Source organism: Nakamurella panacisegetis (genome assembly GCF_900104535.1).
GTDB classification, from domain to species: Bacteria; Actinomycetota; Actinomycetes; order Mycobacteriales; family Nakamurellaceae; genus Nakamurella; species Nakamurella panacisegetis.
This window is the reverse complement of sequence record NZ_LT629710.1, coordinates 1,267,841-1,292,316: the sequence shown is the minus strand read 5'-3', so window position 1 is coordinate 1,292,316 and position 24,476 is coordinate 1,267,841. Positions and strand designations below refer to the sequence as shown.

Sequence of the window (24,476 nt, the reverse complement as noted above, 5' to 3'; positions counted from 1 at the left end):
CGTGTCGCCTCTGCTTCCAGCCGGTCGTTCGCGATCGAAAGCCGTCCGGAATTCTCTGTCCGACTCCGAGCCGATCTGCTGGTGGCTCGACGATGTCGATGCGCCGGACCCGCGTGAGCGGTTGACCGGACCGAACAACAAGACCGATCTCGCCGTCATCGGTGGAGGCTATTCCGGCCTCTGGACGGCGCTGCTGGCCAAACAGGAGGACCCGTCCCGCGACGTGGTCGTGCTGGAGGGAAAGACCCTGGGGTGGGCCGCCTCCGGACGCAACGGCGGTTTCTGTTCCGCCTCTCTGACCCACGGTCAGGCCAACGGGATGGACTGGTATCCCGAGGACATGCCGCGCCTGGAGCGCCGGGGCCGGGACAACCTGGCCGGCATCGTGAAGACGATCGAGGACTTCCAGATCGACTGCAAGCTCGAGAAGACCGGTGAGCTGAAGGTTGCCACCGAGAGCTACCAGATCGGGGATCTGGCCGCCGACTACGAGCGGATGCTCGACTTCGGTGACGACGCCGAACTTCTCGACCAGGCCGCCACGCGCGCGCTGGTCAACTCACCGACCTACCTCGGCGCGGTGAACGGCCGCGACAAGACGGTGCTGGTCGATCCGGCCCGCCTGGTCTGGGGATTGGCCGACGCCTGCGAGTCGCTGGGGGTGAAGATCATGGAGAACACACACGTCGAGGGGATGACCCGGGACGGTGACGACATGGTGCTCACCTCTCCGCACGGAGCGCTGCGGGCCAAGCGGGTTGCGTTGGGCACCAATGCGTTTCCGTCGCTGTTGAAGCGGGTGCGGCCCTACGTGGTGCCGGTGTACGACTACGCCATGGCGACCGAGCCGCTGACCGACGCGCAGATGGACACCATCGGGTGGAAGGGACGGCAAGGGGTCAGCGACGCCGGTAACCAGTTCCACTACTACCGCCTGACCGACGACAACTGCATCCTCTGGGGCGGTTACGACGTCATCTACCACTACGGCAACCGGATCGACCCGGTGCTGGACCAGCGGCCGGAGACGTTCAAACGGCTGGCCGAGCACTTCTTCGCCACCTTCCCGCAGCTCGAGGGCACCCGCTTCACCCACACCTGGGGTGGCGTCATCGACACCTGCTCCCGGTTCTTCCCGTTCTTCGGGACCGGCTACGGCGGCCGGGTGGCCTACGCCACCGGTTACACGGGGCTCGGGGTCGGTGCGACCCGGTTCGGGGCCCAGGTGATGCTGGATCTGCTGTCGGGGGAGAAGACCGAGTTGACGTCGCTGAACACCGTCCGGGCCAAGCCGGTGCCGTTCCCGCCCGAGCCGCTGCGGTCCGCGGTGATCAACATGACCCGATGGTCGGCCGCCCGCGCCGACGCCCGTGCCGGTCACCGTAACCTCTGGCTCCGCTCCCTCGACCGCTTCGGTCTCGGTTTCGACAGCTGACCCGCCGTGTCCGAAGCGTGAGCCCGTGTTGGGCGTGACCCCGCGTTCGGCGTGGATCAACTTCGCAGGCGTGGACGAAAGTGACCACTTGCGTCACTCGAGTCCCAAAACGACGAAGTTGATCCACGCCGCCGCCCGGGATGGCCGGGATCCGCCGTCATCGGCCGGCCGCAACATCCGAATGCGACGGGCGCCTTCCGTTGAGCCATCGAACCCGGGCACGGCTGGTACGCCCGCCTCACGCATCATCCGTTGTGTGAACGCCGTCGCACTTGCACATGCGTTGTGCCCACGGCCAAGCTGACAGCACCAGGAGCGTCACCGCGGCGCGGTGAACGGCAACAACTGAACGGCAACGAACGGCCCGAATCCACCCAGGGCCGACCAACGAGCAGGAGAGTTGAATCCCATGGCGCGCTACGGCGCAATGTACGGACCCGATGTCACCTTCACCGGAGTTCCGCGCTGCGATCTGTCCGATCCCTCCACCTACGCCGACGCGTCCGCCGTGATCGTCGGAGCTCCGTACGACTCGGGGACCTCCTACCGGTCCGGCGCCCGGATGGGCCCGATGGCCCTGCGCACCGTCGACTATTCCGAGCACACCGGCTCCCGGCCCCACCTCTCGCTCCGGGTGGACCCGTTGCTCGACCTGGGCGTCGTCGACGCCGGTGACGTCGAGATGGCCCCGACCGAGACGATCAGATCCCTGCGGGCTCTGCAGACGGTGATCACCCAGCTGGCCGCGGCCGACAAGATCCCGATCGTGCTGGGCGGCGACCACACCGTGGCCATGGCCGACATCACGGGTCTGGCCGAGCACTATGGGTACGGGCGGATCGCCGTCATCCACTTCGACGCCCACGCCGATACCGGCGACATCCAGTTCGGGTCCCTCTACGGCCACGGCCTGCCGATGCGGCGCGTCATCGAGTCGGGCGCGGTCAAGGGCAGCAAGTTCTTCCAGATCGGGCTGCGCGGCTATTGGCCGGAGCCGCCGGAGCTGGCCTGGATGGCCGAGCAGGGCATGCGCGGATTCGAGATGGCCGAGATCCAGCGGCGCGGTCTGGACGACGTGCTGACCGAAGCCATCGCGTTGGCCTCGGTAGACACCGACGGCGTGTTCCTGTCCGTCGACATCGATGTGGTCGACCCCGGTCTGGCCCCGGGCACCGGCACTCCGGAGCCAGGTGGCCTGACCGGCCGGGAACTGCTGGACGCGGTTCGCCGGATCGGGCGCGAGGTCAATCTGGTCGGCCTGGAGATCGTCGAGGTCGCCCCGCCGTACGACCATGCCGACGTCACCGCGATGCTCGGCAACCGGGTGGTGCTGGAGACGTTGTCCGGCATCGCCCGTCGTCGTGCGGATGCCGCCGCCGGGACGGTGTGGGACGAATCCACCCCGGTGCTGGCCGGACGGAATGCTCCGGCGGTGCGCTCGTCCCCGGGCAAGCTCCGGGTGCTGCTGGTCGGGGCGGGCGGCGTCGGCTCGGCGGTGGTGGCCACCGCGGCCCGGAGGGACTACATCGAAGCCATGGTGGTCGCCGACTACGACCTGGCCAAGTCCGAGCACACCTGTGAATCGGTCGGCGACGGGCGGTTCATCCCGGCGCAGGTCGACGCGCGCAAGATCGAGGACGTGGTGGGGCTGCTGAGCCGGTATCGCTGCGACCTGCTGCTCAACGCCACCGATCCGCGGTTCGTCATGCCGCTGTTCAACGCCGCGCTGCAGGGCAAGGCGCACTACCTCGACATGGCCATGTCGCTGTCGCATCCGCATCCGTCCGACCCGTTCAACACCCCGGGCGTCATGCTCGGCGACGAGCAGTTCGCCATGGCCGCGCAGTGGGAGGCGGCCGACCGGATCGCACTGGTCGGCATGGGGGTCGAGCCGGGCCTGTCCGACGTCTTCGCCAAATACGCCTCGGACCACCTGTTCAGCCACATCGAGGAGATCGGGGTCCGCGATGGCGGCAACCTCCAGGTGGACGGCTACGACTTCGCACCGACGTTCTCCATCTGGACGACGATCGAGGAGTGCCTGAACCCGCCGATCATCTACGAGAAGGGCCGCGGCTGGTTCACCACGGCGCCGTTCTCCGAGCCTGAGGTGTTCGACTTCCCGGAGGGCATCGGACCGGTCGAGTGCGTCAATGTGGAGCACGAGGAAGTCCTGCTGATGCCGCGCTGGCTGGACACCAACCGCGTGACGTTCAAGTACGGCCTCGGCCAGGAGTTCATCGAGATGCTCAAGCTGCAGCGCAAGTTGGGCATCGACTCGGCCGAGCGGCTGCAGGTCGGGTCGGTGATGGTCTCCCCGCGTGACGTCATCGCCGTGCTGCTCCCCGACCCGGCCACCCTAGGCGACAAGATGCACGGCAAGACCTGCGCCGGCACCTGGGTCAAGGGCCTGGACAAGCAGGGCAATCCGCGGGAGGTGTACCTCTACCACGTGGTCGACAACGAGTGGTCGATGCGGGAGTACAACTCCCAGGCGGTCGTCTGGCAGACCGCGGTGTGCCCGGTGGTCGCCATGGAGCTCATCGCCCGCGGCGCCTGGTCCGGGGCCGGCGTGCTGGGGCCGGAGGCCTTCGACGCGGTTCCGTTCCTGACGCTGCTCACGGAATACGGCTCGCCCTGGGCCATGCGCGAGCAGGGTCCAGCGGCGATCGACTCGGGCAACCTGCGGGATTCCGGGCCGGCCCCGACCAAGCCGGGCGATCCGCACCCGGAGCCGGTGCGCCCGCAGACGGGTCCCGCGAAGGAGTCGCCGCACAGCCGCGCCCTCTAGGGCGCTCCGGGGCCGTAGCTTTCCCGCGCATACAGTCCCGTCCAGCGCGTACGGATCGGCCCCGCGCGTATAGCTCGGTCCGGCGCATACAGTTCGGTCCGGCGCATACAGTTCTTCCTGATCAGCAGCAGTTTCGACGCGATCTGGGCCGAACCGTATGCGCCGGGCAGTTCCGTATGCGCAGGATGTTTGCTGCCAGGCCGAACCGTATGCGCAGTTCCCTATGCGCAGCCGCCTATGCGCAGCGGCCTATCCGCAGCGGCAGAGCCGTTTGCGGAGCCCTGTGCGCAGCCGGGGACTGGTCAGACCTTGGTGCGGCCGCGGCCGAGCACACCGCTGATGACGCCGGCGATGAGCAGCACCAGCGCGATGATCAACAGCCACTTGAGACCGGTGAGCACCAGCCCGCCGATGCCGAAGAGAATGGCCAGGACGATGAGAACCACGACGAGTAACATGCGTCGCACAGTTCCCGGGGCCGGCCAGATCCAATCCCGGGCCGCGGCATCGGTTTTCGCCGCCCCGCCCGATCAGCCCGCGAAGAGCTCCTGGCACAGGTCGGCGAACATCTGCGTGTGGGCATCGACATCGGCTTCGGTGGTGTCCGGGCACATCAGAGCCATGTTGTGGAACGGGGTCAGCAGGATTCCGCGGTTCAGGGCGTAGAGGTGCAGTAGCTGCTGCAGTTCGAAGTCGTCGGACGCCGCCGCCTCCGAGCCGTTCACCGGCTCCTCCGGGGAGAATCCGTACTCGGCCCGGCACCCCAACCGCGTGACGTGCCACGGCGCGCCGACCGCATCGATCCCGGCCTGGACGCCGTCGGCCCAGCGGTCGGCCAGCGGGATCATCTTCACGAACGCCGCCTCGGTCAGTACTTCGGTCAGGGTGGCCGCCATCGCGGCCATCGACAGTCCGTTGCCGGCCAGGGTCCCGCCGATACCGCCGACGTCGATGTCCTCCAGCGGGACCATCCGTTCGATGCGGCCGGCCATCTCGTCCGTCATGCCGAAGGTGCCGCAGGCAATTCCGCCGCCGATCGACTTCCCGATCACCAGCATGTCCGGCTCCAGGCCGGCCGCCCGGGTCAACCCGCCGGGCCCGGCGCAGATGGTGTGGGTCTCGTCGTTGATCAGCACCACGCCGTACCGGCGCGTGAGCTCCCGGACGGCCTGGTGGTAGCCCGGAGCCGGAAGCACGATGCCGATGTTGGTCAGCGCCGGCTCCAGCAGGACGGCGGCCACCTCGCCAGTGGCCAGGGCCGCTTCCATCGCCGCGAGATCGTTGAACTCGACGACGATGGTCGTCTCCGACGTCGGCACGCCGGGCCCGATGTTGGACCGACGGTCCACGGTGCGGCCGTCGGCGTCCAGCGTGGCGAAGGCCTCGTCGACGCTGCCGTGGTAGCAGAAGTTGTGGACCACGATTTTGCGCCGACCGGTCAGCAGCCGGGCGTACCGAATGGCATGACGATTCGCGTCGGTGGCGGTCAAGGTGAACTGCCACAACGGAAGTCCGAATCGCTCGGCCAGTTCGGCCGACACGGTGATGGCATCCGCCGTGGGCAGCATGGTGGTGATGCCCTTGGCCAGTTGGGCCGTCACCGCAGCGATGGTGGCGGCGGGGGAGTGCCCGGCCATGGCGCCCGTGTCGCCGAGACAGAAGTCCACGTAGTCGATCCCGTCGACGTCGGTGAAGTGGGCGCCCTTCGCGGTATCGATGAAGATCGGAAAGTCACCGGGCCACTTGACCATCCAACTCATCGGCACACCACCCGGCATGTGCGTGGCGGCCTGCTCGGCCAGCGCCGCCGACCGTGGATGGGTCAGGACGAACGTGGCGCGTTCGCGCTCGTACAACTCGGACAGGCGGTCGCGGTTCACCGTGGATTTCAAAACCGTGGGCATGGAACCAGATCCTCCCTGACGCCGGTCCGGCCGCCTACAGGTACTGCCCGCTACCGGTGTGGCCACCGGCGGGGCCGTCCGGCCCGTCGTGCGAACCGGGGGGCAGCGCGCCGCGGCGCATCTGCTCGAGCTGCGCCCTGGCCGCCAACTGCTGGGCCACCAGTGCGGCCTGCAGGCCGTGGAAGACCCCTTCCAGCCAGCCCACCAGCTGCGCCTGGGCGATGCGGAGTTCGGCGTCCGACGGAACCGAGTCCTCGGTGAAGGGCAGGGTCAGCCGCTCCAGCTCCTCCCGGAGGTCCGGGGTCAGGCCCGATTCCAGCTCCTTGATCGACGCCGCATGGATGTCCTTGAGCCGCACCCGGCTGGCCTCGTCGAGCGGAGCCGCCCGCACCTCCTCCAGCAGCTGCTTGATCATGGTGCCGATGCGCATCACCTTCGCCGGTTCGCCGATGGCCCGCTCCGCGTCCTCCGCGCTCGGGGCGTCCGCCTCCGCCTCCGCCGGAGCAGACGTCAGCTGGGCGTGCCCGGCCATGCCGACGGGCTGCCCGTCGGGTCCGACCACCACAAAGCGTGGAGATTGCTCCGTCATCCTGTGCTGCCTCTCGTTGCGTCCTGGTGCTGCCCGTCCAACCTACCGAGAAACGCTCAGCACGATCTTCCCGACGTGGCCACCCTCCGCCATCCGCCGGTGGGCCTGGGCGGCCTCGGCCAACGGGAGGACGACGTCGATCACCGGACGCACGGTGCCGGCCGAGATCAGCGGCCAGAGGTGGTCGGTGACGGCGGTGACGATCTCACCCTTGGATCCGTGACCGGTGACCGCGCGGCTGCGCAGAGCAGTCGCGATGACGGCGCCGCGCCGGGCCATCAGGGCGCCGATGTCCAGTTCGCTCTTCGCTCCGCCCTGCATGCCGATGATCACCAATGAACCGTCCAACGCCAGTGCGGAAATGTTGCGCTGCAGGTACTTCGCCCCGACCACGTCCAGGATGACATCGGCTCCGGCCCCGTCGGTGGCGGCGGCCACGGCCTCCACGAAGTCTTCGGACGAGTAGTTCACGGTGACGTCGGCACCGAGCTCTCGGCAACGTCGCAGGCCGGCCTCGCGGGACCCGGTGACGATCACGGTGGCCCCGGCGGCCTTGCCGACCTGGATGGCCATCGTCCCGATGCCCGATGTGCCGCCCTGGACCAGCAGCGTCTGTCCGGCCCGCAGGCCCGCCCGCATGATCAGGTTCGACCACACCGTGCAGGTCACCTCGGGCAGCCCGGCGGCGTCGACGAGGGCAACGCCGGTCGGCCGGGGGAGCACCTGGGGTGCGGGTACGGCGACCAGTTCGGCGTACCCGCCGCCGGAGAGCAGGGCGCAGACCTGATCGCCGACCGCCCAGGACGTCACCGCCGAACCGATCGCGACGATCGTCCCGGAGCATTCGAGGCCCAGGATGGGGGAGGCGCCGGCCGGCGGCGGGTAGTGGCCCTGCCGTTGCAGCAGGTCAGCCCGGTTCACGGCGCACGCGGCGGTCTGGATCAGGACGTCGTCGGGTCCGATCTCCGGGTCCGGAACCTCCGTGAGGTGCAGCAGTTCCGGGCCGCCGAAGCTGTCCTGCGTGATCGCCAGCATGGGTCAGAGGGTAATCCGCTCACCGCCGACCGATCTGCAGGTGGCAGGCTCACGTCATGACCGCGACGTCGAGGGACGCCCTGACCAGGCTCTGGCCGCTCTTCGGACTGCGGCTGGCCACTCCGCGATTGATCCTGCGGCCGATCTGCGACGACGACCTGGCCGAGCTGGTCGACCTCGTGCTGGCCGGCATCCACCCGGCGGACCGGATGCCGTTCCTGACGCCGTGGACGGACGCTCCGCGTGCCGAGCTGATCGCCAACACGCTCCGTTACCACTGGCGGATCCGCGCCGAATCCGAGCCGGACGACTGGAGTGTGCAGTTCGCCGTACGCTCCCGCGGGGCCCTGCTCGGGCTGCAGGAGATCACCGCCCGGAACTTCGCCGTGACGCGAGTGGTGGCCTCCGGTTCGTGGCTCGGTCGCGTCCATCAGGGGCAGGGATACGGCACCGAGATGCGGGCCGCGGTGCTGGATTTCGCGTTCGATCACCTCAAGGCGACCCGGGCCACCAGCGCGGCGTTCACGGACAATCCGGCTTCGCAGGCGGTGTCCCGGAAGCTCGGGTACGTCCCGGACGGCAGCGACGTGGTGCAGCGGCGGCCGGGCGAGGCGGCGGTCGACCAGCGGCTGCTGCTTATCCCGGAAACGTTCAACAAACCCGGCTGGTCGGTCCAGGTGGCCGGGTTCGAGGCGTGCCGGACCTCGTTCGGGGTCTGACCCTCGGCTCGTCCGACCGGGTGGCCAGCCAGTCGCGCCGGGGCTCAGCCCAGGTTGCTCGTGTCGAAGGTGTTGCAGGCACCGGGCTTTCCCGACGTGTAACCGGCGGTGAACCACTTCTTGCGCTGGGCCGAGGAGCCGTGGGTGAACTGGGAGGTGTCGACCGACCCGCCGCCCAGGTGGGTCTGGATGTAGTCGTCGCCGATCTTCCCGGCGGTGTCCAGCGCGTTGGCCACGTCGGCCGCGGTGATGTCGCTGATCAGCACCTTCCCGTCACTCCCGGCGACGGTGGACGCGTTCTTGGCCCAGACCCCGGCGTAGCAGTCGGCCTGCAGCTCCAGCCGCACCGATCCGGACGTCGCGCCTTTGGCGCTGGACACCCGGGCGTTGGTGCCCAGCAGGTCCTGCACGTGGTGGCCGTACTCATGGGCCAGCACGTAGGCCTGGGTGAAGAGCGCGTCGTTGGCGCCGAACTGGGTCTTGAGCTCCTGCCAGAAGCTGAGGTCGATGTAGACGTGCCGGTCGGTCGGACAGTAGAACGGCCCCATGCCGGTCTCGCCGGTTCCGCACCCGGTCGGGGTCTGCCCGCTGAAGAACACGGTGTTCGCCTTGGTGTAGCTGGTGCCGGAGGTCGCGAGCTGCTGCGACCAGAAGGCCTGCACCGAGTTGATGATGGCCAGCACCTGGCAGTCGTCACTGCTGTCGGCCCCCTGCGGGCAGGACAACTGGTCGCTGGCCACCTGCGTGGTCGGTGTGCCGTTGCCGGCGACCTGGGCCAGGACGTCGCTGAGCGCCGTACTCGAGGACCCGCTCCCGCCCCCGGAGAACAGCTGGATGCCGACGAAGATCAGGACGCCGATGATGCCGAGCCCGCCCCCGGCCAGCCCGCCGCGCCCGAGGCTGAAGCCACCTCCGCCACCTGATCCGGTCGCACCGCGGCGGTCCTCCACCTGGGAAGCGTCCAGTTGGGCATCATCGTTGAACTTCATTGCGCACCAGTTCCCGGTTCGGCGCCGAACATGTGCGGCGTTGACGCAGATCACGGACGACGCCCAGGACAGAGCGGCCGAGACAGCTTATCGGGCCTGCTCGCCGCCGGTGGCGTCGGCCGGACGGGGCTGGACGGGGATGCCGCGGAGCCACAGGCGGATGCCCTGCCAGCGGATCAGGGCGCTGGTCCGCAGGGTCACCAGCGGCCACCGGAGCAGGGCCGCGACGATGTGGCCGGTGGTCGCCGGGACCCCGTCGCCGGTGAGCGTGGCCACGAACGGGGTCTTCGGGCCGATCCGCAGTGCGATCGAGACGCTCAACCGGTCCCCCGGGACGGGCGTTCGCATCAGATACCGGCCACCCATGGGCAGGAACGGCGAGACGTAGAAGCACTTCTCGACCTGGTCCCGGCCGGCGTCATCCGGGCGGAGCAGGTAGACGTGGCGGCCCCCGTAGGTGTTGTGCACCTCGGCGATCGCGGCCACCTGCTCACCACCGCGCAGGCAGTAGAACACTGAGAGGGGATTGAAAACGTGACCGGCCGTCCGGGGTGAGGTCAGCAGCAGGATCTGATCGGCATCGATACCGTTGTCGGACAACAGCTGCCGCGCGTTCCCGGCCAGCGTGCCGGCCGGATCGCCGAGATGGTCCGACGCCCGGAACCGGGCGAACGGCCGGAGCGGCGGCGGCAGAGACGGCAGGGCCTCGACGTCGATCAGCCAGTAGTACGACGAGTACTGGAAGGTCCGCGCGACGCTGGTCGTGCGCTGGTGCCGGATCACACTGCGGTAGATCGTCGCGTTCGCCCGGTCCGCGCGTCGGTCCGGCCGGACCGGTCGCTCGTCCAGACTCACCATCTGACGCCCAGCGATTCCGCCGCCCGAACCCCGGACGCGCAGCCGTCCTCGTGGAAGCCCCACCCCTGCCAGGCGCCGGCGAACGCGGTCCGGCCGTCGTTCAGCAAGGACAGTTCCTGCTGGGCGGCAACGGATGTCACGGTGTAGGTCGGGTGGGCATAGTCCATCGAGTCGATGACCGTGGCCGGGTCGACCTGACCTTCGCTGTTCAGGGTGACCAGATAGTCCACCTCGTCGTCGATGCGCTGCAGCGTGTTCAGGTGGTACGTGACGTTGACCCGGCTGTCGTCGGAGTCGCAACTGTCCATCTGGTAGTTCCACGACGCCCGGGCCGCGGTGGACTTCGGCAACACGCTCGAATCCGTGTGCAGCAGCGTCCGGGACCGGGTGTACTCGAAGGCCCGCAACAGGCGCCGCTCGTCGGCCGTGGCATCCGACAGCAGGGCCAGGGCCTGGTCGGGATGGGTGGCGACGACCACGCGATCGACCTCGTGCACGTCATCGCCCTCGTCGCGAATCGTCACCCCGTCGGCGTGGCGGGTCACCGACCGCACCGGGGTGGAGGTGTGGACGGCCGAGAGTTCCTTGACCGCCTTGTCGACGTAGGTCCGCGATCCGCCGACCACGGTGCGCCACTGGGGGGATCCGGTGACGGCCAGCATGCCGTGGTGCTCCAGGAACGCGAACAGGTAGCGCGCCGGGTAGTTCCGCGCGCCGTCGAACCCGCAGGACCAGACGCACGCGACCACCGGCAGCAGGAAGTGGTGGGCGAAAAACCGACTGTAGCGGCCGTCGTCGATGAACTGCCCTAGGGTGCGCAGATCGTCCGGTGCGTCGAGCACCCGATGCGCCTCCGCGTGAAATCTCTTGACCTGGACCAACATCGACAGGTAGCGCAGGTTGACCAGCGACCTCGGCTGGGCGAACAAGCCGCGGGCGCCGCGGGCCCCGGCGTACTCCAGGCCACATCCGTCGCAGCGGACGCTCATCGACATCTCCGACTCCTGTGTGGCCACATCGAGTTCGGCGAACAGGCGCAGCAGGTTCGGGTAGGTCCGGCTGTTGTGGACCAGGAATCCGGTGTCGAGCCCGGCGATCCGCCCGCTGGAGGTCGCGACGTCGTGCGTGTGGGCGTGGCCACCGAGCCGGTCGTCGGCCTCGAAGAGCGACACGTCGAACCGGCGCTGCAGCAGGTAGGCCGAGGTCAGGCCGGCGACGCCGCTGCCGATCACGGCCACGCGTTCTCTGGTGGTACTGCTCATCGATGCACTCCCTGGTGAAGCCGGCCGTGGGGTCCACGGTCATCCGTGCCTTCGGCCGTTCCGGGCCGATCTGTCGCCGGTGATTCGGGTCGGCGACCGGGCTGGATGGGTGCATCACATCACGTGGGGAACGCCCGGACGGCGATAAGTGCCGTCCGGGCGCGAAGTGCATAGATTCGACTCTCCCGGTACGTCAGGGTTGAACCTGTACGAATTCCAGGCCGAGCAGGTCGGCCACCGCCTTGACCTCGGACGCTCGGTGTCCCACGCCCAGGGCCCAGTGATGGGAGATCCCGGTGTCGCTCCAACGGTCGACCCACTCGCCGGGGTGGCAGCCGAAGTCGACCCGGGAGGTGGTGTTGCCGATCTGCAGGAGCGGCCCCGGCACCACCTGTCCCTCCGATGCGACCAGCCGGAAGGCGCCGTCGCGCTGCTGGGCGATGCCGAAGGTGGTGACCGGACCGTGCTTGACGTCGAACTCGACCGACACCCCCCAGCCGCGCTTGCCGTGGTAGACGCCGAGTCCGCGCAGCAGCGGCCGAGCCGCGCTGATGGCCAGGTGGGCCGGGCCGTCGTGCCCCATCTCGACGACGTCGTCGAAGAAGTTCAACGCCTGCAACTCGGTGAAGGATCCGCCGCCGCCCAGCCGATCCATCATCAGCATGGCCACCGACGTGCGCAGTTCGTACTCACCGACGGTGGGGATGCCACGGCCGGTCAGCAGGGACGCGCCCAGGATCATCCCGGCGCCGAGCCGCTCGTGTTGTTCACCGTCGAGGCCGCGGTGGTAGTAGGCCAACGAGTCGAGCTGGAAATCCTCGACCAAGCGGTCGAGACCGACCGAGACCTTGGCTCCCCACTCCAGGTCCGGTAGTTGGACGGTGTCGTCGAGGTCGAAGGTCTCCTTGGCCAGATCGACCCGCGCGGCCACCTCGGCGTCGGTCACCGCGGCCACGCGCACCCGCAGGTCGTCGAACTCGACCACCTCCATGTGGCCGCCGAACTGGGCGGTGATCAGGGTGAGGTCGGTCGAGACGTCCAGCATGCCCGGATAGAGGTGACCCATCAGGCCGTGCCGGGCACCCCGCAGTCCGGCCTTGACCCCGGCCGCCTTCACCCACTGGCCGACCTTGGCCCAGGACCGCTCCTCCTCCAGATATCCGGAGACGCTGCGGAAGTCGATGCCGCACCGCAGGAAGGCGTTCGACATCTCCGGCACCGAGCAGGATCCGCAGTAGGCCAGCCATTTGCCGGTGTCGAACGTCCGGTGGTCCATCGCCTCGGACGGCTGCAGGTTCAGCACCAGCACCGGGACGCCGGTGCGCTGGGCGATCGGCAGCATCATCGACGAGGTCAGGTAGGTGGGGATGTACATGACGATCAGGTCAAGGTCGGCCACCCGCAGTTGTTCGGCCGCCCGACTGCCCTCCTGGGCGTCGGAGATGAATCCGGCGTCGACGACGTCGCAGTTCAGCGCGGTCAGCCGCTCGACCACCCGGCGGGCGCACTGCTGCAATTGCGGGAGCAGATCGGGAAACTGCGGCCAATATGTACCCAGCCCGCCGGCGACCACTCCGACCTTCGTCCGATGTCCGGCCACGTGAGCAGTCATCCGATCACGCGCCCCAGCCGGCCTGGTGGCCGCCGATCCGTTCGGCGGCGATCTTCTCGGCGTAGCCCGAGCGGTGGTAGGCGGCGATCGGGTCCCGGTCCAGGCCCTGCTCCTCGCGCAGGTCACCCAACAGCCCACGGACGTCGGTGTTGTAGGCGTCCATCAGAACAGCGTTGGCGCCCAGCACGTCTCCGGCGTTCTGAGCGACCGTGAGTGCGTCCGTGTCGACCAGTAGCGCTTTGGCCGTCGCCTCCTGGACGTTCATCACCGAGCGGATCTGGCCCGGGATCTTCGGTTCGATGTTGTGGCACTGGTCGAGCATGAAGGCGATCTCCGAGTCGGCGTCCAGGCCGCCGGCGGTGACCACCTCGAACAGGATGCGGAAGAGTTGGAACGGATCGGCTGCGCCGACGATCAGGTCGTCGTCGGCGTAGAAACGCGAATTGAAGTCGAACGCGCCGAGCTTCCCGGCGCGCATCAGGAACGCGACGATGAATTCGATGTTGGTCCCCGGGGCGTGGTGCCCGGTGTCGACACAGACCTTCGCGCGCTCCCCGAGTTGCAGGCAGTGCGCGAACGAGGTGCCCCAGTCGGGCACGTCCATGGTGTAAAAGGCCGGCTCGAACAGCTTGTACTCCAGCACGATCCGCTGATCGCCGGTGAGCCGGTCGTACACCTTGTGCAGTGCCTCGGACAGCCGGTCCTGCCGGGCCCGGATGTTGTCCTGGCCCGGATAGTTGGTGCCGTCGGAGAACCACAGCTTCAGGTCGCGGGACCCGGTCTGGTCCATCACGTCGACGCAGGCCAGCAGGTGGTCGATCGCCTTGGCCCGGATCCGCGGGTCCGGGTTGGTCACGCTGCCGAGCATGTAGTCGTCGTCCTGGAACACGTTGGCGTTCACGGTGCCCAGTTCGATGCCGGCGTCGGCCGCCGCCTTGCCGAGATCGGTGAAGCTGTCCACGTTGTCCCACGGAATGTGCAACGCGACCTTGTGGGCGGCGCCGGTGTGGGCGTGGACCCGGGCGGCGTCGGCGATCTTCTCGTACGGATCACGCGGAACACCCTGCTGGGCAAACACTTTGAATCGGGTGCCGGAGTTCCCGAAGGCCCAGGAGGGCAGTTCGATGCTCTGCGTACCGAGGATCTTCTTGACTGCGTCGCGGTCGACCATGGCTGGTGCACCTTCTTTTCGGGAAGCGATGATGACGGGGTGAGTCGGGGGCGGCCGGGCGCGCCGAGAGAGGGCGGGCTGATCGGCGTCACCGAAGGGGCCCGTCCGGCCGGATGACCGGACGGGCACCAACGGAAACGAATCAGTACCGGGTCGGACGAAAGATCAGAAGTTGAACTTGTCGATGTTGCTGGAGTCGAAGACGGTCGGCGGCCCGAGGACGACCGACGGGCCGGTGTCACCGGACGGAGCGAGAACGGTGTACTCGCCGAGCTTTCCGGCGGTGAACTTCGCCCCGGTGGCCGTGGTGGTGATGCCGGAGGCCAGGGACGCGGCCGCGTACCCGGCGAGGTAGCCCAGGTCGCTGGGGTTCCACAGCTCGAACGCCTTGACGGTGCCGTCCTTGATGTACGGCTTCATCTGCGACGGCAGGCCGAGACCGGTGAGGGTGATCTTGGCCGCGACGTCCTTGTGGGTGGACAGGTACTGGGCGACGGTGGAGATGCCGACGGTGGTCGGGGAGATGATGCCCTTGAGGTTCGGGTGGGCCGAGAGCAGACCCTGCAGCGCGGTGAGGGACTTGGCCGGATCGTCGTCGCCATAGACGGTGTCGACCAGCTTCATGTTCGGGTACTTGGTCAGCTGCTTCTTCATGTAGCCGATCCAGGCGTTCTGGTTGGTCGCCGTGGCGGCGGCCGACAGGATCGCGATCTCACCCGTGGAGTTGATCTCCTTGGCCAGCAGGTCGACCTCGGAGGTACCGATCTGCTCGGTGTTGGCCTGGTTGATGAACAAGTGGTCCGGGCAGGAGTTGTCCGAGTCGAACGAGACGACCTTGATGCCGGCGGCCACGGCCTGGGCCAGGGTCGGGCAGACGGCGGTCGGGTCGTTGGCCGCGATGACGATCGCGTCGGCGTGGGCCTGGATGGCGGCCTGGATCGACGGGATCTGGGCGGCCGCGGTGTCCTGCGTCCCGGAGGCGACGGTGACGGTTCCGCCGAGTTCCTTCAGGGCGTCGGTGCCGCCCTGGTCGGCGATGACCTCGTAGGGGTTCTGGGTGTCCTTGGGGATGAAGTAGATCTTCAGCCCCTTCTTGATCGCTCCGCCGGCGGCGGCGCTGGAGGATCCGGCCGACGAGCTGCCCGCGGCGGGGGCCGAGGACGACCCGGCGGCGGGAGCGGAGCTGGATCCGGCCGCGGCGGGAGTGGATGCCGCCGCCGGGGAGGTGGCGGCGGCGCTGCTGCTGCTGGAGGAGGCGCTCGTGCTGGAGGAGCTGCACGCCGCCATCGTGGTGGCCAGGGCCACGGCGGTGGCGGCGCCGAGCAGGCGCCGCATCTTGGTGCTCGAGGTCATTGCTGGGGGTTCCCTTCATTGGGGTGGAAAAGCCCGGAACGGTGCGGATGATCGGTGGAGCCGGCAGTGCGCATGCGGTGAAGCAGGGGCGGGCAGTGAAACTGGGACGTGCGTGGTGGGACTTCGGGTTCGTCCTGGCCGGTGCCCGCTAGCGGGCAACCCGCCTGGTGCGGGCGCGGATTCGGCGCAATGCCTCGCCGCCGTTGGGAAGGATGACGGAGAGCAGCAGCAGGGCTCCGGTGATGATGTTCTGGATCTGCGGGTCGATGTTGATGATGGTCATCGCCGACTGCAGCACTCCGAAGATCAGCACCGAGAGCACCACCCCGAAGACGGTGCCGCGGCCACCGAAGATCGACACGCCGCCGAACAGCACGACGGCGACCACGTTGAGCTCCAGGCCGGTGCCCTGGTCGTACCGGGCCGATGCGTTCTTCAGGGAGAAGAGGATTCCGGCCATCGCGCACAGCACGCCGGACAGAACATACAGCCAGAACTTGATCTTCTCCACCCGAATTCCGGAGAAGCGTGCCGCTTCGGACTGGAGACCGATGGCGAACAGGGAGCGGCCGAAAGGCGTTGCGTGCAGGACGATCCCGAAAATGATGGCCAGGACGACGAAGAGCAGCGTGGAGAAGCTGAAATGCGTGCCGAAGACACCGGCGGCGCCGATCTTCGTCAGGGAGGCCGGAAATCCGGTCACCGAGTCGGCGCCCAGCAACGGTTCGGCCAGACCCCTGAACAGGCCCAGCGTTCCGATGGTGACGGCGATGGACGGAAGTCCGAGCCGGGCGATGAGGAAGCCGTTGAGGGCGCCCCCGACGGCGCCCACCACCAGCGCGGCGACCATGGCCAGATAGATGTTCCAGCCGTCGTGGAAGAGCAATCCCATGACGGTGCCCGACAGGCCCAGCATCGAGGCCACCGAGAGGTCGATCTCACCGACCATGACGATGAACATCAGCGGCAGCGCCATGATGGCGATCTCGCCCATGTTGTAGCCCATGAAGAACACGGTGGTGCCGGTGGCGAAGTTCGGCTGCGCGAAGCCGAACCACAGCGCTGCGATCAGCACGACCACCAGGCCGGCCTCCCACCGCACCAGGCCCCGCAGTGAGGGGCGCTGGGCGGCCGCGCTCGAGCCGGTCGGGTTCATCCCGAGCTCGGGTTTGGTTTGGACCTCAGACATCTCGATGGGCCCCTTCTGCGGACTTGAGGCTGCGGGCGACGCGGAGCGAGAGCCAGCGATCGAACGCAATCGCGGTCAGCAGGAGCGCCCCGGCCACGGCCTGGTTCCAGAACGACGGCACCTTGAGAGCGACCAGGGCCTGGTTGATGGTGTTGAGGAGCAGTGCGCCGAGGGCGGCGCCGAGGATGGTGCCGCTGCCGCCGAAGATGGCGACCCCACCGACGACGACCGCGGCGACGACCAGGAACTCGTAACCGGTCCCACCGGTGGAATCGACGGTGGCGTATTCGGCCAGGAACAGCGCGCCGCCGAGCCCGGCCAGAGTTCCGCTGACCAGGAAAGCGGTGAAAACCCTGCGCCCGGCCGGGATACCGGCGAGCTCGGCCGCATCCGGGTTCGACCCGATGGCGTAGAGCTCGCGGTTGGCGCGGAACGAGCGCATCGCGTAACCGGCGATCGCCACGATGACGGCCACGATGATGAACAGCCAGGGAATGCCGAGGATGTTCTTGTAGCCGACGACCTGGAAGGCGTTCGGCACGCTGCCCGGATCGATCCGCTTGCCGTTCACGATCAGGGCGTCGATGCCGCGGACGATGTAGAGCGCGGCCAGGGTGACGACCAGACTTGGCACGCGGGTGACGGTGGTGATCAAGCCGTTGATCGCCCCGACCAGCGCACCGACGCCGATCCCGATCAGAAAACCGACCAGGATCGGCATGTTCGGGTGTTTGACGAACTGATCGCCGACGACGTAGGCCGACAGCCCGACCACCGAGCCGATCGACAGATCGACGTTACCGGTGATGATCACCATCGTCTCGCCGACGCCCAGCAGGGCGAAGATCGATGCGCCGGTGAGCAATTGCTGCACGCTGCTGGCGGTGGCGAAGTTGTGGTTGAACAACGTGGTGAGTCCGAAGACCAGCACCAGGGCGAGACCGATGCCGAGTTCACGGGCGCGCAGCAGGTTGCTGCCGCGTCCGACCGTCCTGGGTGGGGGTGGGGGCTTGGTCAATGTCGTCATGCGGCGTCCTCGGTGCTCTGCAGGGTGGCGGCGCGCATCACGGAGTCCTCGTTCGCCTCGTCGCGGGTCAGGCTCGCGGTCAATCGTCCCTCGCGGATCACCAGGACGCGGTCGGCCATGCCGAGCACCTCCGGCAGTTCGGAGGAGATCATCAGGATCGCCATGCCCTCGGACACCAGACGATCGAGGATGCGGTGCACCTCGGCCTTGGTGCCGACGTCGATGCCCCGGGTCGGTTCGTCGATGATGAGCAGGGAGGGACGGCGGGCCAACCACTTGCCCAGCACGACCTTCTGCTGGTTGCCGCCGGACAGGGTGGAGACGGGATTCTTCATCCGACCGAACTTGAGCTGCAGCTGTCCAGCCCAGTTCAGGGCCAACCCACGCTCGCTGGATCGGGAGATCAGGCCGCCCCGGCTCAGGCTGGACAGCGAAGCCAGGGCCATGTTCTGGTCGATGGCCATGTCCATCACGAGTCCCTGCTGGCGCCGGTCCTCGGGCACCAGCGCGATGCCGGCCGTCATGGCCGCGCGAGGCGAGCCACCGTGCAGGACCTTGCCGTTGAGCTTCACCGTCCCGGAGTCGTACGGGTCGATGCCGAAGACGGCCCGGGCCACCTCGCTGCGCCCGGCGCCGACCAGCCCGGCCAGGGCGACGATCTCACCCCGACGCACCTGGAACGAGATGTCGGTGAAAACGCCGGCGCTGCTGAGGTTCTCCACCTCGAGCACCGTCTCGCCGGGCTCGGTGACCGTCTTGGGAAAGAGGGATTCCAGGTTGCGTCCGACCATCGACCGGATGATGTCGTCGATGGTCAGGTCTTCGATCGGGGCTGTGGTGACGAAGTTGCCGTCCCGCATGATGGTGACGCGCTGGCAGGAGGCGAAGACCTCTTCGAGCCGATGCGAGATGAACATGACGGCAGCACCCTGGGCGCGCAGTGTCTTCATCACCTCGAACAGCCGGTCGACCTCGACCTGGGTCAGCGCGGCCGTCGGCTCGTCCATCACCAGCACCTTGGCGTCCAGGGAGAGGGCCTTGGCGATCTCCACGATCTGCTGGTCGGCGACGGAGAGGCCGCGAGCCAGGCGGTCCGGGTCGAGATCGACGCCGAGCCGGCCGAACACGGCAGTGGCGGCGCGGTTCATGGCGCCGCGGTCGATGCGACGTCCGCCGCGGAGCGGCTGACGTCCCATGAAGATGTTCTCGGCCACGGTGAGGTCGGGGAAGAGGGTCGGCTCCTGGTAGATGATCGACACGCCGGCCGCCTTGCTGGCGGCCGGGCCGCTGAAGTCGACCAGTTGTCCGTCGACGGTCAACTCACCGCTGTCCTGGCGATGCACGCCGGCCAGGATCTTCACCAGAGTCGATTTGCCGGCGCCGTTCTCACCGAGCAATGCGTGGGCTTCGCCCGGGTAGAGGGTCACCGAGCCGTTTTCCAACGCTCGCACCGGGCCGAAACTCTTCGTGGCCCGTTCGAGCACAAGCAGTGGTTCCAGTGGAACCTGCGCAGTCACCATCGACTCCGTTCTGTGGTTGCCGGCATCTTTGAGGGCTGTTCACTACCGATCGAGCGCTGCCGGGCCGACAATCCGGCTGAGCGATCGACCTACGCCGCAGCGGCCGGCGACGTGTCGGCCGGGCGCGAACGGCCTGGTTGTGGAGTGTGTGTGTGAAACCTTTCACTACCGTGGGCGGAACGCTAACGCCGCCGCCCGGACGCGTCAAGGGGCAAATGCAGATTCGTTACCAAACGGAAGGGCGCGCGGTCATCGAGGGTGGCCAGGACTCCGGAAAGGGCCGCTCATCTGCGCAGATCAGCGCTCCGGCGTAAGAGTGACACTTTCGAACGGAGCATTTACCCGGTCCTTCCCCGACCTGCCCCGGCGCCGTGCCGGGCCCGCCGCCGTGATCCGATCGGGTGGCCCGCGAGCCTTTCGTTGCTCCGACCGCCGCGCGTGAGTACGTTGATTCGATTCAACGCCTCCGGTCACGCGCCGGTGGCTCCACGTCACCGGCTCAACGCGCCGCCGGTTGCGCACTGCGCTCGGTCTGGGAGGTCATGGCATGTCGGGGGAGGTGGGCGTGGTCGACGTGGCCAAGAAGGCCGGCGTGTCCCTGGGCACGGTGTCGAACGTCCTCAACCGCCCGGAGCGCGTGGCGCCGGCGACCAGGGCCCGCGTGCTGGCCGCCATCGAGGAACTGGGATTCATCCGGAACGAAGCCGCTCGTCAGTTGCGGGCGGGCCAGAGCCGTTCGATCGGATTCGTCGTGCTCGACATCCGCAACCCGTTCTTCACCGACCTCGCGGCTGGGGTCGAGGCGAGTGTGGCCAAGGCGGGGCTGTCACTGGTGCTGTGCAACAGCGGGGACGATCCGACCCGCGAGGATCACTACCTGAGTCTGCTGCAGGAGCAGCGGGCGTCCGGGATCCTGATCACCCCGGCGGCGCGGGCGACCAGCCCGATCGAGGAGATCCGCCGCCGCGGCATGCCGCTGGTCCTGGTCGACCGGAGCTCCACCCGCCGGCAGTGCTCGGTCTCGGTGGACGATCTGGTCGGCGGCGAGCTCGCGATCGACCATCTGGTCTCGTTGGGACACAAGCGGATCGCCTTCGTCGGGGGAGCCCTGTCGACCAAACAGGTCCGTGACCGGTTGATCGGAGCCCGGACCGCGGCCGACCGCGCCGGAATCGAGATCTCGGTGATGGAGACGGCCGGGCTCACCTTCGGGGCCGGACGGGCGATGGGGGAGCGTATCGCCGCCCTACCCGTGCGCAAGCGTCCGACCGCGGTGTTCTGCGTCAACGACCTGATCGCCCTGGGCGTGCTGCAGGAGATGACACGGCACCAGATCTCCGTTCCGGGGGATCTGGCCATCGTGGGCTACGACGACATCGATTTCGCGGCCGCGGCCGCCGTCCCGCTCACCTCGGTCCGCCAGCCGCGGGAGGATCTGGGTCGGACCGCGGCCGACCTCCTGATCGAGGAGGTCGTCTCGCCGGCCACCCACCGCCACCGCCAGGTCGTGTTCGAGCCCGACCTTGTCGTCCGCGAATCAACTGTCCCGGCCTGACCCGTCCCGCCCGCCCCTCTCCGGCGTGGATCAACTTCGTCGGCGTGGATCAACTTCGCCGTTCTGGGACGTAAGTGACGCAAGTGATCAAGTTCGGCCACGCCTGAGAAGTTGATCCACGCCGGGGACGGGCCCGGGGGAACACGGGTGGGCAACAGGGGTGACAGGTTGCGTAAGCCAAGCAGGCGCATAACGTAAGCGCTAGGCTTTCGCTTCTGCCTGAAGGGTTGACGCTCCAGGAGTACCCGTTTACGTTTCGTTTCGGTTGTGCAGCTCGCCCACGTCGGTCGGGCCTGACGTGTCGAAGGAGGTCCGCCCGTGCCGTCGCTCGACGAGTTCGCCCGGGAACAGGCCATCCTGAACACGCTGAACGCCGAGGGCCGGGTCGTGGTCAACGACCTGGCCGCGGAATTCGGCGTCTCGGCCGTCACCGTGCGCAAGGACCTCGAGGGGTTGGAGCGGCGCTCCATGCTCCGGCGGGTCCGGGGCGGTGCGGTCAGCGTCGGGGCCAGTGACGAGGGCGCGTTCGAGATGCGGCTGCGTCATTCCCGAGATGTCAAGCAGCGCATCGCCCGATCGGTGGCCCCGATGGTGCGGCACGGCGACGTCATCGCGCTGGATTCGTCGACCACCTGCTACTACCTGGCCAAGGAACTGCTCGACCGCCGCGACCTGGTGGTGGTGACCAATGCCCTCCGGTTGGCCATGCTGCTGATGGAGCAGTCGTCGGCCATGGTGCTGATGCCCGGCGGGGTGCTCCGTCGCTCGGCCGGTTCGATGGTGGGACCGATCGGAGATGTGCTGACCGGCCGCGGACGCATCAACAAGGGCTTCTTCGGGGTCGTCGCCATCTCGACGGTCCATGGCCTGATGGATCTCTCGGCCGAGGAGGCGCAGACCAAACAATTCATGGCCCGGGCCTGCGACCAGGTGTACGGGGTGTTCGACTCGTCCAAGGTGGACGGATTCGGGCTGCACTCGTTCGCCTCGGTCGGGGAGATCGATGCCATGTTCACCGACGACGGAATGGAGCCGGCGGTGATCGCGCAGTGGGGTGCGCTCGGAGTCCCGGTCCACGTGTCCGGCGGTTCGACCGAGCGCCCGGGGCGCCGGGGGACGGCCGCCCGATGACCGTAAAGACCGTTGCTGCAGTGGATCTCGGCGCCGAGAGTGGGCGCGTCACCGCCGTCTCGTTCGACGGAGAGCGACTCCGGATGACGATCGCCAACCGCTTCGCCAACACTCCGGTCGTCACCGGGGGAGCCCTGCGGTGGAACACCGACGACCTCTGGGGGAGCATTCGCGCCGGGCTCGGTGTGCTGGCCGCCGGGGACGCTCCGATCTCCAGCGTCGGAGTGGACACCTGGGGGGTCGACTACGGGTTGCTCGACGAATCGGGTCACCTGCTGGACGCCCCGATCAGCTACCGCGACGATCGCAACACCCGCTCGTTCGCCGACGCCCGCGCCGCCGTCGGCGCCGATCGGCTGTATCTGTCCACCGGCGTGCAGGTGCTGGCCATCAACACGGTGTTCGGCCTGATGGCCGACGTCCGCGACGATCCGGATCGGCTGACCCGGGCCCGGACGCTGCTGATGATGCCCGACGTGTTCCACCACCTGCTGTCCGGCTCGCGGGTGGCCGAGTACACCGGCGTGTCGACCAGCGGGGCCTACGACATGGCCGGAAATCGCTGGGCGACGGAGCTTCTGGACGATCTCGACGTGCCCACCCACATGTTGCCGGAGGTGGTGCCCCCGGGCACCGACGTCGGTTCTCTGCTGCCCGGCTTCGCGACCGGTGCCCTGGCCGGGGCGCGGGTCATCGTCCCGCCCGGCCACGACACCGCCAGTGCGGTGGTCGGCGTCCCGTTGGCCGAGCCGGGCGGCCTCTACATCTCCTCTGGTACGTGGTCCCTGGTCGGCGTGGAGACCCCGACCCCGGTGATCACCGCCGAGTCCATGCGGGCCAATCTGACCAACGAGGGTGGCTACGCCGGAACCATTCGCCTGCTGCGCAACGTCATGGGGCTGTGGATCCTGCAGGAATGCAGGCGTCAGTGGCTGCGGGAGGGCACGGACATCTCGTACCCGGACCTGGCCACGATGGCCTCGACAGTGCCCGGACTGGTCAGCATCATCAATCCGGACGACCCCCGGTTCCTGGCCCCGGGAGACATGCCGAGCCGGGTGCGGGCCTACTGCGCGGAGACCGGAAGCCCGGTGCCGCAGTCGATCCCGGAGGTCGTCCGCTGTGTGGTCGACTCGCTGGCGTTGAGCTATCGAGCGGTGGTCGACTATCTGGTCGAGGCGACCGGGGTGCGGCCGCCGTCGGTCAACATCGTCGGCGGCGGCGCCGACAACCGCCTGCTGTCGCAGTTGACGGCCGACGCCACCGGCCTGCCCGTGCACTGCGGACCGACCGAGGGCACGGCCCTCGGGAACGGCGCCGTGCAACTCGCCGCGCTCGGCGAGTTCTCCGGCCTGGGCGACATCCGCCGGGCCATCGCGGCCAGCACCCAGATCCACCACTACGCACCGCGTTCGGGTGAGGACTGGGCGGAGGCCCAGGCCCGGTTCGAACGACTGGTGGAGCGCGATCAACGGGCCGAGGCGGCCGGACGATGAGCGGAAACCGAATCTCGAGCACCCGGAAAGACGAGCGAGCGCCATGACGGCCATCCATGCCCCCGAACTGGTCAGCCCGGACCTGCTGGAGCTGACCCGGTCCCTGGGACGTCCGGAACGCGATCTGGTGATCCTGGCCGAGGGCAACACGTCTCAGCGTCTGGCCGATGGGCGGCTGGTGGTGAAGGCGTCCGGGGCGAACATGGCCACGGCCACCGCCGACGACTTCGTGACGGTCGACGTCGAGCCGTTCCTCGACCTGTTGCGGCGTCCGACCAGCACTCAGGCCGAGGCGACCGCCGCGCTGGACGCCGGGACGGTCGGCGGGCGCCGCCGTCGCGGGTCGATCGAGGCGCTGGTTCACATTGCCGTGCAGGCGGTGTCGCCCGTGGAATTCATCGGCCACACCCACCCGACGGCCATCCTCGGGCTCATGGCCTCGGTCCGGGCCGAACAGGCCTACCGCTACTGGGTGTACTCCGACGAGGCGGTCGTCATCGGAAAGCCTTTGTACGTGCCGTACTTCTCGCCGGGGATCGACCTCGGCCGGGCCTTCTACACCGCCCTCCGCAACTACGCCGACGAGCAGGGTCAGCTGCCCCAGCTGGTGTTGCTGGGGAACCACGGAATCGTCGCCATCGCCCCGACCGCGGCCGGGGTCGACGGCATCTCGTCGATGGCGGTCAAGGGCGCCCAGGTGCGGTCGGCTGCCTATGCGGCCGGCGGCGTCTCTCCCATCCCCACCGACTCGGTGGCGAAGTTCTTTGCCCGCGAGGACATCTCCGAGCGTCGCGGCAAACTCGAGCACGGCCGGTTCTAGCCCATTCTTCCCCGACTTCC

19 protein-coding genes and 2 pseudogenes are annotated in these 24,476 nt (G+C 68.3%); 8 read left to right on the top strand and 13 right to left on the bottom strand.

Annotated features, from left to right (window positions below):
- Positions 1–10 precede the first annotated feature (10 nt).
- From BLS97_RS05655 to BLS97_RS24415, 3 genes and pseudogenes are all read left to right on the top strand, one after another.
- Positions 11–1,435, top strand: a complete 1,425-nt coding sequence (locus BLS97_RS05655) for an NAD(P)/FAD-dependent oxidoreductase (protein ID WP_090481433.1) — start codon at positions 11–13, stop codon at positions 1,433–1,435.
- A 409-nt stretch (positions 1,436–1,844) separates the two neighbouring features.
- A pseudogene (gene speB, locus BLS97_RS24420) lies at positions 1,845–2,765 on the top strand (agmatinase); the annotation flags it as partial.
- A gap of 102 nt (positions 2,766–2,867) precedes the next feature.
- A pseudogene (locus BLS97_RS24415) lies at positions 2,868–4,091 on the top strand (saccharopine dehydrogenase family protein); the annotation flags it as partial.
- A gap of 437 nt (positions 4,092–4,528) precedes the next feature.
- Here BLS97_RS24415 and BLS97_RS23205 read toward each other — a convergent pair.
- The 4 genes from BLS97_RS23205 to BLS97_RS05635 form a co-directional block, all read right to left on the bottom strand.
- Positions 4,529–4,672, bottom strand: coding sequence for a hypothetical protein (locus BLS97_RS23205; protein WP_172832182.1), 144 nt, complete (start codon positions 4,670–4,672; stop codon positions 4,529–4,531).
- 84 nt (positions 4,673–4,756) lie between these two features.
- Complete coding sequence (locus tag BLS97_RS05645) at positions 4,757–6,130, bottom strand: aspartate aminotransferase family protein (RefSeq protein ID WP_090474996.1); 1,374 nt, start codon at positions 6,128–6,130, stop codon at positions 4,757–4,759.
- Between the two features lie 34 nt (positions 6,131–6,164).
- Positions 6,165–6,719 carry a bacterial proteasome activator family protein gene (locus tag BLS97_RS05640; protein WP_090474994.1) on the bottom strand — a complete coding sequence of 185 codons (555 nt, stop codon included), beginning with the start codon at positions 6,717–6,719 and terminating at the stop codon, positions 6,165–6,167.
- 42 nt (positions 6,720–6,761) lie between these two features.
- Positions 6,762–7,754, bottom strand: a complete 993-nt coding sequence (locus BLS97_RS05635; protein WP_090474992.1) for an NAD(P)H-quinone oxidoreductase — start codon at positions 7,752–7,754, stop codon at positions 6,762–6,764.
- Between the two features lie 56 nt (positions 7,755–7,810).
- Between BLS97_RS05635 and BLS97_RS05630 the strand changes: the two genes are divergently transcribed.
- Entirely contained in the window at positions 7,811–8,473 is a 663-nt protein-coding gene (locus BLS97_RS05630; protein ID WP_090474991.1) for a GNAT family N-acetyltransferase, read from the top strand.
- 44 nt (positions 8,474–8,517) lie between these two features.
- On the opposite strand, the gene ypfJ is transcribed toward BLS97_RS05630, so the two are convergent.
- From ypfJ to BLS97_RS05585, 9 genes are all read right to left on the bottom strand, one after another.
- Positions 8,518–9,462, bottom strand: coding sequence for a KPN_02809 family neutral zinc metallopeptidase (gene ypfJ, locus BLS97_RS05625; RefSeq protein ID WP_090474989.1), 945 nt, complete (start codon positions 9,460–9,462; stop codon positions 8,518–8,520).
- Positions 9,463–9,549: 87 nt separating this feature from the next.
- Positions 9,550–10,320, bottom strand: coding sequence for a DUF1365 domain-containing protein (locus tag BLS97_RS05620; protein ID WP_090474987.1), 771 nt, complete (start codon positions 10,318–10,320; stop codon positions 9,550–9,552).
- Positions 10,314–11,582: an NAD(P)/FAD-dependent oxidoreductase gene (locus BLS97_RS05615; RefSeq protein WP_090474985.1), complete on the bottom strand. Its 1,269-nt coding sequence runs from the start codon at positions 11,580–11,582 to the stop codon at positions 10,314–10,316. The genes BLS97_RS05620 and BLS97_RS05615 overlap by 7 nt, the downstream gene beginning before the upstream one ends.
- Before the next feature lie 193 nt (positions 11,583–11,775).
- Complete coding sequence (locus BLS97_RS05610; RefSeq protein WP_090474984.1) at positions 11,776–13,194, bottom strand: L-fucose/L-arabinose isomerase family protein; 1,419 nt, start codon at positions 13,192–13,194, stop codon at positions 11,776–11,778.
- Between the two features lie 4 nt (positions 13,195–13,198).
- Complete coding sequence (gene rhaI / locus BLS97_RS05605; RefSeq protein WP_090474982.1) at positions 13,199–14,365, bottom strand: L-rhamnose isomerase; 1,167 nt, start codon at positions 14,363–14,365, stop codon at positions 13,199–13,201.
- A gap of 165 nt (positions 14,366–14,530) precedes the next feature.
- Positions 14,531–15,718, bottom strand: coding sequence for a rhamnose ABC transporter substrate-binding protein (rhaS, locus tag BLS97_RS05600; RefSeq protein ID WP_090474980.1), 1,188 nt, complete (start codon positions 15,716–15,718; stop codon positions 14,531–14,533).
- Positions 15,719–15,866: 148 nt separating this feature from the next.
- Positions 15,867–16,907 (bottom strand): ABC transporter permease, encoded by a 1,041-nt coding sequence (locus tag BLS97_RS05595; RefSeq protein WP_197676419.1) that lies wholly within the window; start codon positions 16,905–16,907, stop codon positions 15,867–15,869.
- A complete protein-coding gene (locus BLS97_RS05590; protein WP_090474976.1) occupies positions 16,900–17,934 on the bottom strand; it encodes an ABC transporter permease in 1,035 nt (344 codons plus the stop codon). The genes BLS97_RS05595 and BLS97_RS05590 overlap by 8 nt, the downstream gene beginning before the upstream one ends.
- A complete protein-coding gene (locus BLS97_RS05585) occupies positions 17,931–19,451 on the bottom strand; it encodes a sugar ABC transporter ATP-binding protein (protein WP_197676418.1) in 1,521 nt (506 codons plus the stop codon). Before BLS97_RS05585 ends, BLS97_RS05590 begins: the two co-directional genes overlap by 4 nt.
- A 550-nt stretch (positions 19,452–20,001) precedes the next feature.
- On the opposite strand from BLS97_RS05585, the gene BLS97_RS05580 reads away from it, so the two are divergent.
- The 4 genes from BLS97_RS05580 to BLS97_RS05565 all read left to right on the top strand — a co-directional run bounded on the left by BLS97_RS05580 (position 20,002) and on the right by BLS97_RS05565 (position 24,456).
- On the top strand, positions 20,002–21,009 hold the full coding sequence (locus BLS97_RS05580) for a LacI family DNA-binding transcriptional regulator (RefSeq protein ID WP_090474973.1): 1,008 nt from the start codon (positions 20,002–20,004) through the stop codon (positions 21,007–21,009).
- Positions 21,010–21,327: 318 nt separating this feature from the next.
- Complete coding sequence (locus tag BLS97_RS05575) at positions 21,328–22,140, top strand: DeoR/GlpR family DNA-binding transcription regulator (RefSeq protein ID WP_090474971.1); 813 nt, start codon at positions 21,328–21,330, stop codon at positions 22,138–22,140.
- The gene (locus tag BLS97_RS05570) at positions 22,137–23,636 is read left to right on the top strand and encodes a rhamnulokinase (protein ID WP_090474969.1); all 1,500 of its coding nucleotides are present in this window, start codon (positions 22,137–22,139) and stop codon (positions 23,634–23,636) included. Before BLS97_RS05575 ends, BLS97_RS05570 begins: the two co-directional genes overlap by 4 nt.
- A 43-nt stretch (positions 23,637–23,679) precedes the next feature.
- Complete coding sequence (locus BLS97_RS05565) at positions 23,680–24,456, top strand: class II aldolase/adducin family protein (protein ID WP_090474968.1); 777 nt, start codon at positions 23,680–23,682, stop codon at positions 24,454–24,456.
- Positions 24,457–24,476: the final 20 nt, after the last annotated feature.

What these genes read in the sequence shown, in the direction of transcription:
- BLS97_RS05645 (WP_090474996.1), bottom strand. Translation starts at nt 6,130, where the DNA reads ATGCCCACGGTTTTGAAATCCACGGTGAACCGCGACCGCCTGTCCGAG.
- BLS97_RS05640 (WP_090474994.1), bottom strand. Translation starts at nt 6,719, where the DNA reads ATGACGGAGCAATCTCCACGCTTTGTGGTGGTCGGACCCGACGGGCAG.
- BLS97_RS05635 (WP_090474992.1), bottom strand. Translation starts at nt 7,754, where the DNA reads ATGCTGGCGATCACGCAGGACAGCTTCGGCGGCCCGGAACTGCTGCAC.
- BLS97_RS05630 (WP_090474991.1), top strand. Translation starts at nt 7,811, where the DNA reads ATGACCGCGACGTCGAGGGACGCCCTGACCAGGCTCTGGCCGCTCTTC.
- ypfJ (WP_090474989.1), bottom strand. Translation starts at nt 9,462, where the DNA reads ATGAAGTTCAACGATGATGCCCAACTGGACGCTTCCCAGGTGGAGGAC.
- BLS97_RS05620 (WP_090474987.1), bottom strand. Translation starts at nt 10,320, where the DNA reads ATGGTGAGTCTGGACGAGCGACCGGTCCGGCCGGACCGACGCGCGGAC.
- BLS97_RS05615 (WP_090474985.1), bottom strand. Translation starts at nt 11,582, where the DNA reads ATGAGCAGTACCACCAGAGAACGCGTGGCCGTGATCGGCAGCGGCGTC.
- BLS97_RS05610 (WP_090474984.1), bottom strand. Translation starts at nt 13,194, where the DNA reads ATGACTGCTCACGTGGCCGGACATCGGACGAAGGTCGGAGTGGTCGCC.
- rhaI (WP_090474982.1), bottom strand. Translation starts at nt 14,365, where the DNA reads ATGGTCGACCGCGACGCAGTCAAGAAGATCCTCGGTACGCAGAGCATC.
- rhaS (WP_090474980.1), bottom strand. Translation starts at nt 15,718, where the DNA reads ATGACCTCGAGCACCAAGATGCGGCGCCTGCTCGGCGCCGCCACCGCC.
- BLS97_RS05595 (WP_197676419.1), bottom strand. Translation starts at nt 16,907, where the DNA reads ATGTCTGAGGTCCAAACCAAACCCGAGCTCGGGATGAACCCGACCGGC.
- BLS97_RS05590 (WP_090474976.1), bottom strand. Translation starts at nt 17,934, where the DNA reads ATGACGACATTGACCAAGCCCCCACCCCCACCCAGGACGGTCGGACGC.
- BLS97_RS05580 (WP_090474973.1), top strand. Translation starts at nt 20,002, where the DNA reads ATGTCGGGGGAGGTGGGCGTGGTCGACGTGGCCAAGAAGGCCGGCGTG.
- BLS97_RS05570 (WP_090474969.1), top strand. Translation starts at nt 22,137, where the DNA reads ATGACCGTAAAGACCGTTGCTGCAGTGGATCTCGGCGCCGAGAGTGGG.
- BLS97_RS05565 (WP_090474968.1), top strand. Translation starts at nt 23,680, where the DNA reads ATGACGGCCATCCATGCCCCCGAACTGGTCAGCCCGGACCTGCTGGAG.